The following is a 13,921-nucleotide window of genomic DNA, read 5'->3' on the forward strand; positions in this document are numbered from 1 at the left end:
TTTCTTGCTTACTGGTTGCCACAGGTGGCCGCGGCCACGGAGGCCGGCACGGCGGGCGTGTCCAGCCAGGGCAGGTCGTGTCCCATACGGTCGCGCTTGGTGCGCAGGTAGTGCAGGTTGTGCTCGCCCGCCTGGACGGGCATCGGCTCGCGGTCGGTGACCTTCAGGCCGTGGCGCTCCAGCGCGTCCGTCTTGTCCGGGTTGTTGGTCATCAGCCGGACGCTGCGCACGCCGAGGTCGGCGAGGATCCGGGCACCGGCGCCGTAGTCGCGGGCGTCGGCGGGAAGGCCGAGTTCGAGGTTGGCGTCCAGGGTGTCGCGGCCGCGTTCCTGCAGCTCGTACGCCCGGAGCTTGGACAGCAGGCCGATGCCGCGCCCCTCGTGGCCGCGCAGGTAGACCACGACCCCCCGGCCCTCCTGCTGGATGCGCTGCAGGGCGGTGTCCAGCTGGGGGCCGCAGTCGCAGCGCAGGGAGCCGAAGACGTCACCGGTGAGGCATTCGGAGTGGACGCGGACCAGGACGTCCTCGCCGTCGCCGAGCTCGCCGTGGACGAGGGCGACGTGTTCGACGCCGTCGGTGGAGCGGTAGCCGTAGGCGGTGAAGGTGCCGTGCCTGGTGGGCAGGCGGGTCTCGGCCTCGCGGCGGACGGTGGGCTCGCTGCTGCGGCGGTAGGCGATCAGGTCCTCGATGGAGATGATCGTCAGGCCGTGCTTGCGGGCGAACGGGATCAGCTCGGGCAGGCGGAGCATCCGGCCGTCCTCGCCGGCGATCTCCACGATGGCGCCGGCCGGGCGCAGGCCAGCGAGCCGGGCGAGGTCGACGGCGGCCTCGGTGTGGCCGTTGCGGACGAGGACGCCGCCGGACTTGGCGCGCAGCGGGAAGATGTGGCCGGGGCGGACGAAGTCCGTCGGCTCCGCCGTGCCGCTCGCGAGGAGCTGCAGCGTGGTCGCGCGGTCCGCGGCCGAGATGCCGGTGCTCACACCGTGAGCGGCCGAGGCGTCCACGGAGATGGTGAACGCGGTCTTCATCGACTCGGTGTTGTCCTCGACCATCTGCGGCAGCCGCAGCCGGTCCAGTTCCTCGCCCTCCATGGGGGCGCAGATCAGTCCCCGGCACTCGCTCATCATGAAGGCGACGATCTCGGGGGTGGCCTTCTCGGCGGCGACGACGAGGTCACCCTCGTTCTCCCGGTCCTCGTCGTCCACGACCACGACCGGGCGGCCGGCCGCTATGTCGGCGATGGCCTGCTCGACGGGGTCGAGACCGAAGCTCTCGAAGGCGTCCGTGTCGTACAGCAGCGGTGCCGAGGTCATGCCGGGGCTCCTTCCAGGACGGGCTGCGGGCTCCTGCGGGAGCGCAGCCACCAGTCGCGCATGCCCCACAGGACGAGTGCGCCGTAGATGACGTAGACGAAACCGGAGAAGGCGTAGCCGTTGGCGAAGTTGAGCGGTACGCCGACGAGGTCGACCAGCAGCCACGCGATCCAGAACTCGACCATGCCCTTGGCCTGGGCGTACATGGCGACGACGGTGCCGACGAAGATGTACGCGTCGGGCCAGGGGTCCCAGGACAGCGACGGGTAGGCCGTGAAGAGCAGGGCCACCGCGACCGTGCCGACGGCGGCCGCGCCGAGCATCGCCGCGCGCTCACGCCAACTGGCGAACCGGGGGGCGATGTGGCCGTCCTCGGCCCGGCCCTGGTTGCGTCGCCACTGCCACCAGCCGTACAGGGCGACCGCCATGACGACGACCTGCTTGCCGGCGCTGCCGGCCAGGTGGCCGTAGAAGGCGGTGAACAGGACGAGACCGGAGAGGAACTGCACGGGCCAGGTCATCAGCGAGCGGCGCCAGCCGAGGGCGAGGGTGATCAGGCCGAGGATGTTGCCGGTCATGTCCGACCAGATGATGCGCTGGCCGAGGAGGGTGAAGGCCTCGGAGTTCAGCCAGTTCACTTGGCGGCTCCCTGGGCACGGTCGCCGAGGAGCCGCTCGACGTACTTGGCGACGACGTCGACCTCGAGGTTGACCGGGTCGCCGGGCTGCTTCACGCCGAGCGTGGTCAGGGCGAGGGTGGTCGGGATGAGGCTGACGGTGAAGTGGTCGGGGCCGGCGTCCACGACCGTGAGGCTGATGCCGTCGACGGTGATGGAGCCCTTCTCCACGACGTAGCGGGAGAGGTCCGCCGGGAGGGAGATCTTCACGATCTCCCAGTTCTCGGAGGGCGTGCGCTCCAGCACCTCTCCGGTGCCGTCGACATGGCCCTGCACGATGTGCCCGCCGAGACGCGCGCCCACGGCCATGGGACGCTCGAGGTTGACGCGGGAGCCCACGGTGAGTGCGCCGAGGCTGGAACGGTTCAGGGTCTCCGCCATCACATCGGCGGTGAACTCGTCGCCCTCGTGCTCCACGACGGTGAGACAGACCCCGTTCACGGCGATGGAGTCGCCGTGCTGCGCGCCCTCGGTCACGACGGGGCCGCGGAGCCGGAAGCGGGAGGCGTCGCCGAGGTTCTCGACGGCGGTGACCTCACCCAGCTCTTCGACGATTCCGGTGAACACTTCCCGGGTCCTCCTGCCTCTTCGGGCACGGACTCCGGGGCCTGTCGATGACGACAGAATGTACGGGTGAGCACGCCGGGACGACGCCGAAAGAGGCTCGTCCGCGCACGGACAAGCCCAGATACGGCGACGCGCACAGCTGAATGTGCCCGCCCGCCGCGCACTGCCTCCCATCCGGACTTTAACCGTCGGTCCAGGAATTTCACCTGGTCAACCGGCCGCTGGAAGCGACCGGGTCGCGGACTGTAACCGCCGGTTCGGACTTTCACCGACCCCGGAGTGCGCTGCTTCTGGTACAGAGCCAGTGTGCCACGCCGGGCGGCCCTCCCGACAGGCGGAGCGTGTGGGCTCCCTCACAGCACGTGTCGCCCGCCTTGCGCGGTGCGGTCGGACGGCGCAACCTCCGGCCGTCCAGGGCGGGTTGCCCTTGGTCCGGACCCATTGACCCCTCTGGTCTAGTCCTTTTATCGTTCGGGCGGGTCCGGTGGCGGTGACGACGGCCCTTGCCCGCCGCCGGGCCGTCAGGACGCGGAGCCGCCGGGACGCCGGGACGCCGACGCCGCGATCGGTCGCCGCCGGGTGTCTGGCAGGGTGAGGCGCATGACGCCATCGCCGCCCTCCGACGAGTTCGAGTCCCACCGGCCCCGGCTGTTCGGCCTGGCCTACCGCCTGCTGGGCTCCGCCCACGAGGCTGAGGACGCGGTGCAGGACGCGTATCTGCGGTTCAGCGGCACCGACCGGGCGGCGGTCGAACATCCCGGGGCATGGCTCGCCAAAGCCGTCACCAACCTCTGCCTGACCCGGCTCACCTCGGCGCGGGCGCGGCGCGAGGAATACCCCGGGACCTGGCTGCCCGAGCCGGTGGTCACCTCCGACGGCGCGCTCGGGCCGCTGGAGTCGGCGGAGCGGCGCGAGCAGGTCTCCATGGCCCTGCTGGTCCTGCTGGAGCGGCTGACGCCGACCGAGCGGGCCGTGTACGTGCTGCGGGAGGCCTTCGGTTACGCCCACCGGGAGATCGCGGACGTCCTGGACCTGAGCGAGGCCAACTGCCGTCAGCTGTACCGGCGGGCGGTGGCCCGGGTCGCCGTACCGGAGGGCCGCTTCGAGCCGGCGCCGGAGCGGCAGGAGGCACTGCTCATGTCCTTCCTCACGGCGGCCCGCGAGGGCGACCTGGCCGGTCTGGAGAAGATGCTCGCGGCGGACGTCACCTACTGGGGCGACGGCGGTGGCCAGGTGTCCGCGGTCAGGCGGCCGGTCGAGGGACGCGAGAAGGTCGTGCGCTTCCTGGTGGGCGGGGCCGAGCGGTTCACGGGCGGCCTGGACTTCGCGGTGGCGGAGGTCAACGGCGCGAGCGCGCTGGTCGCGTGGGCGGGCGACGTGCTCGCCGGGGTGGCGTCCTTCGAGCTGCGGGACGGGCTGATCACCCATGTGCGGACCGTGATGAACCCGGACAAGCTGGCCTACATGCAACGGCAGCTCACAGGGTCGTAGCGGAGCGGGTCCCGGGGCTTGTCACATTCGCCGGGGGCTGCGTGGTCTCAGCTGTCGAAGGTGCTCCGACCCGGGGCACGCGGAGTCCGGAGGGACGGGAACAGCATGACCACGATCCTGGTGACCGGCGGGACCGGCACGCTCGGCCGGTGTGTGACGGAGCGGCTGCGGGCGGAGGGGCACGAGGTGCGGGTGCTCAGCCGGCACACACCGCCGCACGCCGTCGATCTGCGCGTGGGCGGAAGCGGTCTCGACGCCGCGCTCGCCGGGGTGGAGACGGTGGTGCACTGCGCGAGCAGTCCGCGTGGCGGGGACGAGCAGGCGGCCGGGCATCTGATCGCGGCGGCACGGCGGGCCGGGGTGGGCCACCTGGTGTACATCTCCATCGTGGGGGTCGACCGGGTGCCGTTCGGCTACTACCGGTCCAAGCTCGCGGTGGAGCGGCGGATCGAGGAGTCGGGTCTCGGCTGGACCGTGCTGCGGGCCACGCAGTTCCACGACCTGCTGGTGACGCTGTTCCAGGGGTTGGCCAAGGCGCCCGTCATGCCGGTGCCGGCCGGGGTGCCGGACCAGCCGGTGGAGGTGGCCGAAGTGGCCGCTCGCCTCGTCGAGTTGGCCGTCTCGGAACCGGCCGGTCGGGTGCCGGACATGGGCGGTCCGGAGGTACGGTCGCTCGACTCGCTGGCCCGCGCCTATCTCCGGGCGACCGGACGGCGCCGGGCCGTGGCGAACATACCCCTCCTCGGCACGACCTATCGCGCCTTCCGCGCGGGCGGCCATCTGGCACCGGAGCAGGCGGTGGGCAAGGGCAGCTTCGAGGAGTACCTGGCACGACGGTTCGAGAACAGGACGGGCTGAGCACCCCGGCGCCTGCGCGACGACCTGATCGGACGCGCGGGCCCAGCCGCCTCAGCCTCTCGCCTTCGGCCGGCAGATCATGAAGCACTGCGAGTTCAACCACCAGGGCGCATGCCGCACCGGGCTCAGGTGCACGGCATCGATGTGAAACCGCTCGCGCACCACCTCTCGCAGTTCACGAAAGTCGAAACCCTTGTGCGTCGTGCGCGGGTTCTGCGGCCGGCTCACTCGCATTCCGACCATGGCCTTCAGCACGTCTGAAGGCCTGTATTCCGACCTGAGCGATCGGCTGCGAATCATCCAGTTCGACACCTTCGGCACGATCGCCAGGCCGTACATGATCGGTACAGAAATCACGAGCGCGCCATTCCGGTCGAGAATGCGCGATGCGTCTTTCAGTAGCGTATCGACTTCCTCATCGTAAAGATGCTCGCAAACCTCGAACGCCGTCAGGACGTCGACACTGTGCGACGCGACGCTGTCCAGCGATTCCGCATATTTCAGTTCCGGAAACGTCGGCGCCATGTAGGGATCGTGTCCGACGAGCGTGATGTCGGGGCGTACCTCGCCCAGCAGGTGCAGAAAAAGGCCCGGTCCTGCGCCAAAATCGAGAACGGTGCCGCTCTTCGCACACAGCTCGGCGACGAGATCGATTCCCATCCTCATGCGAGTGCGATGGGCGAAACGTGCCAGCGGATTGCCGGACCTGACCGTTTGTTCCTCGTATGAGATTTCGCGCATCGAGAATTCCCTCACCGTACGGCCAATTGGTCCCGAGTTTTGCCGACGGACAGTAACAAGGAGTCCGGACCACACGAAGAACAACGCGCCGCACCCGATGACGGCCATCCTTCTGGGCCAATCGACATCGACCCGGCGAGTCAGGGTGGCCGACGGGGCTTGTCACGGCAGGCCCTAACGCTCCGGTGGGGCGAAGAGTTCGTCCTGGGCCCGCTCACGCGCGGTCAGCAGCGCCCCCCTCAGCACCGCCGCCCCACCGAAGCTGCTCGCCCGTACCTCGGTGACCAACGGTGACATCCGCCGCAAGCGTTCCGCCACGAGTCCTGCGAGCACCGCTCCCCCGGCCTGCCCCACCTCCCCGCCCAGGACCACGCACCCCGGATCGAGGACGGCGGCGACGGAGGCGGCCCCGATGGCGACCCGGTCGGCGAGGGCGTGCAGGAATCGGGCGGCCGAGGTGGGCGCTGCGCCGGTCTGCGGGCCGGCCGTCATCTCCCCCGCCGCAGCGCGCACCAGCCCCGCGATCCCCGGTCCGTCCATCACGGCCGGTACCGGCAGGCCGTGCTCCGCCGCCAGGGCGCCGATCGCCGCGGCGCCCGTCAGGGAGTGGAAGCCGCCGTCGCAGTCCCTGGCCGAGGGCAGTGAGTCGGTGCCCGGTACCGGCAGGAAGCCGATCTCGCCCGTGCCGCCCGAGGCGCCGCGGCGGAGGGTGCCGTCGAGGACCACCGCCGCGCCCACGCCATGGCCCAGCCAGAGCAGCACGAAGGTGTCCCGGTCCCGGGCGGCGCCCTCGCGCTGCTCGGCCAGGGCGGCGAGGTTGGTCTCGTTCTCCACGGTGACGCGGGCCCCGGGCAGCCGTTCCTGCAGCGCGGCGGCCAGGCTGCGGTGCCAGGCGGGCAGGCCGCCGGAGTCGCGCAGGTCGCCGGTGGCCGGGTCGATGAGGCCCGGCGCGCCGATGCCGACGGTGTGCAGCCTCCCCCACGCTCGAACGCCCTCGCGCGGGGGCGCCCCCATCGCCCCGGCCTCCTTCGCGGTCCGCTCCACGGCCGCCACCACCTGCTCCACGGCGGGCCCGGTCCCGGTGTCGCCGTCGATCGGCACGGACGCCTCGGCCAGCACCCGTCCGACGAGGTCGGAGACCAGTACGAAGACACCGCTGGTGCGGACGTCGAGCGCGGCCAGGTGGGCCCGGTCGGCGACGATGCCGTACAGGCGGGCGTTGGGGCCCCGGCGCTGCTCACCGGACTCGCCGACCACTGTGATCAGCCCGGCGGCGGTGAGCCGTTCCACGAGGTCGGCGACCGTCGGCCGGGACAGGCCCGTCAGCTGCTTCAACTGCCCGGCCGTGAGCGGGCCTTCCTGCTGCAGCAGACGCAGGGCCAGGCGGTCGTTGATGGCCCGGGCGGTGCTGGGTGATGCGGGCATGACGGGAATCCTTCCAGATCGCCGCACCGGGGGACGCCGACGGCGGCGCCGACGGCGGCTGTAGAACCGCCTATCTATCAGGCAGGCTCCCTGATAGTTTACGGCCCATGCCGCAGCGGCGACCCTGGGGAGGGACTGGGACATGAGTGACGTGGGTGACGCGCGCGACGAAGTGAGGCGCGCCCGGTACGCCGTGGCGGCCGTGTTCGCCGTGCACGGCGCCGTGACCGGTTCCTTCGCCACCCGGGTGCCGTGGATCCAGGTGCATGCCTCGCTCGGCGCGGGCCTGCTGGGGTTCGCGCTGGCCTTCACGGCGTTCGGTGCCTCGTGCGCGATGCCGCTGGCGGGCCGGATCAGCCATCGCTACGGCAGCCGTACGGCCCTGCGCGGACTGCTCGCGCTGTGGACGCTCTCCCTGGTCCTGCCGTCCCTCGCGCCGAACCTGTACACCCTGTGCCTGGCGATGTTCACCTACGGCGCGAGTGCGGGCATGGCCGACGTGGCCATGAACGCCCTCGGTGTCGAGGTCGAGCGGCTGCTGGACAGGTCGATCATGTCGGGGCTGCACGGCATGTGGAGCGCGGGTGCGCTGGTCGGCTCGGCGGCCGGCACACTGGCGGCGCACCTCGGCTCCGACGCCCGCCTGCACTTCTCACTCGCCTCGGCCGTCCTGACCGTGCTCGGCCTGGTGGCCTGCACCTGGGTACTGGACCTGCAGCCGGCCGAGGACGAGGAGCCGCCACCGCGGTTCGCGCTGCCGCCCCGCTCGGCGCTGCTGATCGGCACGGTCGGCTTCTGCGCGGTGTTCGCGGAGGGCGCGAGCCTGGACTGGTCGGCGGTGTTCCTGAGGGACCGGCTGGACAGCTCGGCGGGAGTGGCCGCGGCCTGCACGACCGGGTTCATGCTGACGATGGCAGTGGCCCGGATCGCCGGGGACGCGGTGGTGAACCGGTTCGGCGCGGTCCGTACCGTCCGGGCCGGCGGCGTCCTGGCCGTGCTGGGTGGTCTGCTGATCGTGTTCGCCGGGTATCCGGCGGTGGCGATGGGCGGGTTCGCGCTGATGGGGCTCGGCATCGCGGTGGTCGTACCGCTGTGCTTCGCGGCGGCCGGGCATGCCGGGCCCAACCCGAGCCAGGCCATAGCCGGCGTGGCGACGATCACCTACACCTCGGGCCTGATCGCGCCGAGCCTGATCGGCGGGGTGGCCCAGGCGACCAGCCTGGTGGTGTCGTTCTGCGTGGTGACGGCGCTGGCGTGCGGACTCGCGGTGTGCGCGGGCGTGCTGCGCAGCGCCGAGCGCGGCGGCCGGACCGAGGTCAGCCGGCCGGCCGCAGCAGTTCCCGGCCCACGGCCCTGAAGGAGTCGGACCAGGGCGCCGGGCGCAGGGTCGTGGCGTCGAGCCGGACCAGCACCCGGGTGCCCTGGGCGTAGGTCCGCGTCCCGTCGGCCGAGCAGAAGCGGAAGCCGTAGGTCAGTCCGGTGGTGCCGAGCCGGTCCAGCCAGAGGTGGACGGCGTAGGTGCCGGGGCTGGTCACCGGCGCCTCGTAGCCGATGCGCAGTTCGCGGACCGCGCTGCAGGCGTCGCCGGCCGCGTGCCAGTCGCCGTCGAAGCGGACGCCGTGCTCGCTCCACAGCTCCGTCCAGGCGCGCTCGACCAGCAGGGGATAGCGGGCGTTGTGCAGGAGCCCGAGCGCGTCGAGGTCGTCGAAGTGCACGGTGACGGGGATCAGCCGGCCGTAGGAGACGACGGGCGCGATCGGGGCTTCGGCGGTCACGGGGGCGGGCTCCTGAACATCGCTGCGGGGACGGTTCCCCAGGACGCTTCCCTGGGGCGGTTCCATACTAAGCGACCGCTCAGGAGCCCTGACCTGGCCCGGCCGGTCAGCCCGCTATGGAGTCCAGCTGCTCGGCGGCGGGCCGCAGCGCCCACAGGTCCCCGCCGGGCGGCGCCTCCAGCTTCGGCACGGCCGCCGCGGCCGCGGCGTCCCCGGCGTCGGCCGCCGCGTGCACGACATCGGTGGCCGCGTACCGGTGGAACTCCAGCTCAGGATGCGACCACGCGGCGGCGCCGGTCGCGGCCGGCAGCAGATAGCCGACCGCCCTGAACAGGCTCTGGCCGTCCGGGCCCTGGTACGACCACAGGTTCACGCCCACGTGCCGGCCGATGGCCGCGAGCCGGGTGTAGGCGACCAGGTCGAAGGTGGAGTAGTGCCAGCTGCGGGTGCGGGCGAGCTCCTGGGGCTGGCTGCCGTCGGCGGCGATCTGCGGGTCGATTCGCTTGGCGCGCGCCTCGAGCACGGTCCGCCGGGCCAGCGCGGTGTCGCCGGTGGCGTAGGCGAGGGCGGCGAGCTGCATGTCGTAGAAGGTGCCGTGGTTGTTGGCGGCCGCGCCCTCCTGTTTGCCGAAGTCGCTGTTCCTCAGCCAGTTCAGGAAGTCGGCGTTCCACCTGCCCATCGCGGTGCGGTCCTCGGCGCTCCAGCCGGGGGCGCCGGCGGCCAGGATCGCCTGCGCGTCGAGGACGCCGGTGTACGACTGGGAGAAGTCGATGATGCCGATGGCCCGGCCGTCGTACGTGCACGGGATGAACTGGGCGTGCTCCAGGTCGGGGTTCATCCGGGTGGCCGGGTCGAGGAACCAGGTGCGCAGGATCTGCCCGGCCTTCGCGGCGTAGGCCGGCCTGCCGGTGTAGTACCAGGCGAGCGCGAGGTCGTACGTCGAGTCGAAGACCTTCTCCGCGTCCTGCCGGTCCGTTCCGCTGTCGACCTCGGGGTTGCGCTGCCCGTCGCGCTGGACGTACGGGCAGCCCCAGGGGTTGTCGGCGGTGGGAGTGGTCGTGGGCCACCAGTAGGGGGCCTGGCTCAGGTACTCGTGGACGTCACCGCCGGGTGCGGGCCTCGGCTTGTCGACGACCGTCCAGGGGCCCTGGTCCAGCCAGGCGTCGGCGCGGGTGGTCAAGTCCCGTAGTGCGCGCTGGAGTCGGGGGTCCCGGCCGAGGCGGGCGCGGGTCTGCTGGAGCCGGCCGCCGTCGAGGACGGCGGTCCTCGGGGCCTTCGGCACGGCGGGCACGGAGGGGGCGTGCGCGGCGTGCGCGGACGGGACGAGCGCGGCCCCGAACGTCACCACCGCGGCCAGCAGCACGGCCGCACGGGATCTTCCACTCATCGAGCACTCCGATCTGCCATCGATCAGCGCGAGTCATATATATGAACTCAATTCATGAGTAGGACCGTGCGAGCGTAGAACCGCTCGTCACCCCTGACAATGGTTCGGACCGTCTTCACGTATGTAAGAAAGCGAAACCCCACCGTGGACCTCGGCGTGCGCTGGAAGCTGCACGGTGACGGACGCACGCCCGCGCCCGGAGCGGTGGTACGCCCCGACGAACGGCTCTCCTGGCCCCGCACGGTGGGCCTGGGCGCCCAGCACGTGGTCGCGATGTTCGGCGCGTCCTTCGTCGCGCCCGTCCTGATGGGCCTGGACCCGAACCTGGCCATCATGATGTCGGGCGCGGCGACCGCGATCTTCCTGCTCGCCACCCGCGGCCGCGTGCCGAGCTATCTGGGCTGCTCCCTGTCGTTCGTGGGCGTGGCCGCCGTCATCCGCGCACAGGGGGGTACGAGTGCCACGGTGACCGGCGCGGTGTTCGTCGTCGGTGTGGCGCTGTTCCTGGTGGGGCTCGCGGTGCAGCGCTTCGGGGCGCGGATCATCCACGCGGCCATGCCGCCGATCGTCACCGGCGCGGTCGTCATGCTGATCGGCCTCAACCTCGCCCCGGTGACCGCCTCCACCTACTGGCCGCAGGACCAGTGGACGGCCCTGCTGGTCATGCTGTTCACGGGGCTGGCCGTGGTCTGCCTGCGCGGCTTCTGGTCCCGTGTCGCGATCTTCCTCGGGCTGGTCTTCGGCTACGGCATCTCCTGGGCCTCCGACCGGATCTTCGGCAAGATCCACTCCATGAGCCCGAGCGGCAAGGTCACCGACCACTGGCGCCTCGACCTCTCCGGCGTCTCCAGGGCCCACTGGATCGGACTGCCGCATTTCCACGGGCCGTCCTTCCAGTGGTCGGCGATCCTGGTCGCGCTGCCGGTCGTCATCGCCCTCGTCGCGGAGAACGCGGGCCACGTCAAGGCGGTCGGCGAGATGACCGGCGACCCGCTGGACGACAGGCTCGGTACGGCGATCTCGGCGGACGGCGTCGGGTCCATGCTGTCCACCGCGGTGGGGCGGCCCGCCGAACACCACCTACTCCGAGAACATCGGCGTGATGGCGGCGACCCGCGTCTACTCCACCGCCGCCTACTGGGCCGCGGCCGGCTTCGCCCTGCTCTTCGGCATCTGCCCGAAGTTCGGCGCGGTCGTGGCCGCGATCCCGGGCGGTGTGCTCGGCGGCATCACCGTGATCCTCTACGGCATGATCGGCCTGCTCGGCGCCCAGATCTGGCTGCACGCCAAGGTGGACCTGCGCAACCCGCTGAACCTGGTGCCGGCCGCCGCGGGCATCATCATCGGCGTCGGCAACGTCAGCCTGAAGTTCACCGGCACCTTCTCGCTCAGCGGCATCGCCCTCGGCACCCTGGTCGTCATCACCGGCTACCACGCGCTGCGCGCCTTCGCCCCGGCCCATCTGAAGCGGCAGGAGCCGCTGCTGGACGAGGGCACCTCCGCCTACCACACGGAGGCCGACAAGGAGGGGGCTCCGCGCGCCAAGTCGTAGGCGTACGACGGCGTGAACGTCCCGGCCGCACCCCGGCAGCCGTCGGACTCCCCCGGCGGCTTCACCCACAGCCAGGCGTCGATCCGGGCCTCGCCGGTGTCCAGGGCCGGCGAGCGCGTCGAGGATCCGGCGGTCGCGGGCGAGGCCTGCTTTTCCGGCGGGTTCCAGCCGGAGTGGCCTGGCGTCGGAGGCGCCGGGCACGTGAGCCCGACACCCTGCCACTCCCCTCGCATCCCGCACCGCGGCGGTCCGTTCCCCCGTTCCGGCGATGTCCCCGGCCGGTCGGTGTGCCGGGCGGGCCAGGGCTGGGACCCTTCCCCCATGGCGCAGTTGGAACACCTCACCACTCCCGTCGACGCGGTCGTCTCCCGGATGCGCGCGATCTCTGCGGCGCTGCCCGAGCGGGACGGTGTCGCCGTGTTCAACCGCGTCTACCTCACCGTCACCGAGGAGATCGACCGGCGCCTGGACACCGGGGAGTTCCCGGATCCACGGGCGGCGATCGCGCTGGACGTGCGGTTCGCCGAGCGCTATCTCGCGGCGGTCGACGCGGCGGCCGCCGACCGCCGTCCGCCCGCCTGCTGGCGTCCGCTGTTCCAGCTCCGCCGCCATCCCGGCGTACGGCCACTGCAGTTCGCGCTGGCGGGGATCAACGCGCACATCGGGCACGACCTGGCGCTCGCCGTGGTGGACGCCTGTCATACGCTCGGCTGCGAACCGCCCGACCTGGAGGACGAGTTCGACCGCGTGGGCGAGCTCCTCGTCGCGCTGGAGGAGCGCATCCGCGAGGATCTGATGCCGGGTCCCGATCTGCTGCAGATCGCCGACCCGCTCACCCATCTGCTGGGTTCCTGGAGCCTGGAGCGGGCCCGCGACGCGGCCTGGGTGGCGGCGCGGGCCCTGTGGGCGCTGCGCCACTGCGCCGACATGACCGAGGAGTTCGCCGAACGGCTGGACACGGCGGTGGGGTTCGCGGGGCGGATGCTGCTGACGCCGCTCGCCGACTGAACCTGGCCGGAATCCGCCCCTGCGCGAGCCGCCTTCGGAACACCGCGGTCGTCGCCGTACGTTGCCCGCCGAGTATCCGATCACAAAGGAGCAGCGGTATGGCGACCCGGCTCGGCCTGAGTCTTCCCCAGATGCGGCAGTACTCGATCGGCTCGGACGTGCCCGCGGTGGCACGCGCCGCCGAACGGATCGGCTACGACAGCCTGTGGGTCTTCGAGCGCGCTCTGTTCCCGGAGCCCGCCACCCAGGGTCTGTACGGCGTCGACGGCCTGCCCTGGCCCGACCAGTACCGGAACGTTGCGGACCCGCTGGTCACCCTCACCCTCGCCGCGGCGGCCACCGAGCGGGCGGAGCTGGGCTCCAGCGTCCTGGTGGCGCCGCTCCACGTGCCGTTCCAGCTCGCGAAGGCCCTGGCCTCGCTGGACACGGCGAGCGGGGGCCGGGTGATCGCGGGCTTCGGCACCGGCTGGTCCCTGGACGAGTACGCGGCCTCCTCCGTCCGGCCCTTCGAGGAGCGCGGCAGGGTGCTGGACGAGATCATCGAGGTGTGCCGGGCGGTGTGGGGTCCGGATCCGGTCGTCTACGAGGGCCAGTTGACCAGGATCGCCTCCGCCGTGGTCGGGCCCAAGCCCGCCCGGCCGATCCCGGTGATGCTGGCGGCGAGCAACGAGCGGGCCTTCCGCAGGCTCGTCGACCATGCCGACGGCTGGCTGCCCGCGGGGTTCAGCGCGGAGGGAGTCGGCGCACAGTGGCGGCGGTTGCGGGAGCTGGCCGAGGAGCGGGGCCGTACGAAGCCCATCCGGACCGTGCTGCGGGTCAACACCAGCCGCCAGGCGAAGCCGTACGACGGGGCGGACCGCCGGCCCTTCCAGGGCGATGTCGACCAGATCGTGACCGACCTCGTGGAGTACGCCGGCATCGGCCTGGACGAGATCCTCATCGACCTCCAGGGCACCGCGCGGGACGCGCAGGAGCTGACGGACGTCGCCGCGGAGGTGTTCGAGAAGGCGCGGGCGGCCGGAGTGAGTGTGCGGGCGCCCCCGCCGTGGTGGATTGTCGGTGTTATGGTGAGGACAAGGGCCGCGCCACAAGGGGGGTATAGTAGTTAACCACACCCCCGGCGGGGTT

At 71.7% G+C, this 13,921-nt stretch carries 11 protein-coding genes, 3 pseudogenes and 1 riboswitch; of the genes and pseudogenes, 6 read left to right on the plus strand and 8 right to left on the minus strand.

Annotated features, from left to right (window positions below; translation table 11 throughout):
- Nucleotides 1–8: 8 nt before the first annotated feature.
- From ABT288_RS19835 to ABT288_RS19845, 3 genes are read right to left on the minus strand one after another with little or no spacing between them, the layout of a single operon-like run.
- A complete protein-coding gene (locus ABT288_RS19835) occupies nt 9–1,313 on the minus strand; it encodes a bifunctional 3,4-dihydroxy-2-butanone-4-phosphate synthase/GTP cyclohydrolase II (RefSeq protein ID WP_351609229.1) in 1,305 nt (434 codons plus the stop codon).
- On the minus strand, nt 1,310–1,951 hold the full coding sequence (pnuC, locus tag ABT288_RS19840; RefSeq protein WP_351609232.1) for a nicotinamide riboside transporter PnuC: 642 nt from the start codon (nt 1,949–1,951) through the stop codon (nt 1,310–1,312). The genes ABT288_RS19835 and pnuC overlap by 4 nt, the downstream gene beginning before the upstream one ends.
- A complete protein-coding gene (locus ABT288_RS19845; protein ID WP_351609234.1) occupies nt 1,948–2,556 on the minus strand; it encodes a riboflavin synthase in 609 nt (202 codons plus the stop codon). The genes pnuC and ABT288_RS19845 overlap by 4 nt, the downstream gene beginning before the upstream one ends.
- A gap of 156 nt (nt 2,557–2,712) precedes the next feature.
- Nucleotides 2,713–2,843: riboswitch (FMN riboswitch) on the minus strand.
- Nucleotides 2,844–3,156: 313 nt separating this feature from the next.
- On the opposite strand from ABT288_RS19845, the gene ABT288_RS19850 reads away from it, so the two are divergent.
- Both ABT288_RS19850 and ABT288_RS19855 read left to right on the plus strand, forming a co-directional pair.
- Nucleotides 3,157–4,047 carry an RNA polymerase sigma-70 factor gene (locus ABT288_RS19850; RefSeq protein WP_351609237.1) on the plus strand — a complete coding sequence of 297 codons (891 nt, stop codon included), beginning with the start codon at nt 3,157–3,159 and terminating at the stop codon, nt 4,045–4,047.
- Nucleotides 4,048–4,152: 105 nt separating this feature from the next.
- The gene (locus ABT288_RS19855; RefSeq protein ID WP_351609240.1) at nt 4,153–4,905 is read left to right on the plus strand and encodes an SDR family oxidoreductase; all 753 of its coding nucleotides are present in this window, start codon (nt 4,153–4,155) and stop codon (nt 4,903–4,905) included.
- A gap of 51 nt (nt 4,906–4,956) precedes the next feature.
- Here ABT288_RS19855 and ABT288_RS19860 read toward each other — a convergent pair whose 3' ends face one another.
- The gene (locus ABT288_RS19860) at nt 4,957–5,646 is read right to left on the minus strand and encodes a methyltransferase domain-containing protein (protein ID WP_351609243.1); all 690 of its coding nucleotides are present in this window, start codon (nt 5,644–5,646) and stop codon (nt 4,957–4,959) included.
- Nucleotides 5,647–5,820: 174 nt separating this feature from the next.
- Entirely contained in the window at nt 5,821–7,071 is a 1,251-nt protein-coding gene (locus tag ABT288_RS19865; RefSeq protein WP_351609246.1) for an ROK family transcriptional regulator, read from the minus strand.
- 142 nt (nt 7,072–7,213) lie between these two features.
- On the opposite strand from ABT288_RS19865, the gene ABT288_RS19870 reads away from it, so the two are divergent.
- Nucleotides 7,214–8,428 carry an MFS transporter gene (locus ABT288_RS19870; RefSeq protein WP_351609249.1) on the plus strand — a complete coding sequence of 405 codons (1,215 nt, stop codon included), beginning with the start codon at nt 7,214–7,216 and terminating at the stop codon, nt 8,426–8,428.
- Here ABT288_RS19870 and ABT288_RS19875 read toward each other — a convergent pair.
- On the minus strand, nt 8,388–8,846 hold the full coding sequence (locus ABT288_RS19875; protein WP_351609251.1) for an acyl-CoA thioesterase: 459 nt from the start codon (nt 8,844–8,846) through the stop codon (nt 8,388–8,390). The genes ABT288_RS19870 and ABT288_RS19875 overlap by 41 nt on opposite strands.
- Before the next feature lie 106 nt (nt 8,847–8,952).
- Nucleotides 8,953–10,233: an alginate lyase family protein gene (locus ABT288_RS19880; RefSeq protein WP_351609254.1), complete on the minus strand. Its 1,281-nt coding sequence runs from the start codon at nt 10,231–10,233 to the stop codon at nt 8,953–8,955.
- 144 nt (nt 10,234–10,377) lie between these two features.
- Here ABT288_RS19880 and ABT288_RS19885 point away from each other — a divergent pair.
- Nucleotides 10,378–11,785: pseudogene (locus ABT288_RS19885) on the plus strand (uracil-xanthine permease family protein).
- On the opposite strand, the pseudogene ABT288_RS19890 reads toward ABT288_RS19885, so the two are convergent.
- A pseudogene (locus ABT288_RS19890) lies at nt 11,737–11,901 on the minus strand (glycoside hydrolase family 6 protein); the annotation flags it as partial. The pseudogenes ABT288_RS19885 and ABT288_RS19890 sit on opposite strands and share 49 nt — an antisense overlap.
- Before the next feature lie 205 nt (nt 11,902–12,106).
- Here ABT288_RS19890 and ABT288_RS19895 point away from each other — a divergent pair.
- Both ABT288_RS19895 and ABT288_RS19900 read left to right on the plus strand, forming a co-directional pair.
- Entirely contained in the window at nt 12,107–12,793 is a 687-nt protein-coding gene (locus ABT288_RS19895; RefSeq protein WP_351609257.1) for a DUF5995 family protein, read from the plus strand.
- Nucleotides 12,794–12,960: 167 nt separating this feature from the next.
- A pseudogene (locus ABT288_RS19900) lies at nt 12,961–13,902 on the plus strand (LLM class F420-dependent oxidoreductase); the annotation flags it as partial.
- Nucleotides 13,903–13,921: the final 19 nt, after the last annotated feature.

It is taken from the genome of Streptomyces sp. NPDC001093 (assembly GCF_040298985.1).
Lineage (GTDB): Bacteria > Actinomycetota > Actinomycetes > Streptomycetales > Streptomycetaceae > Streptomyces.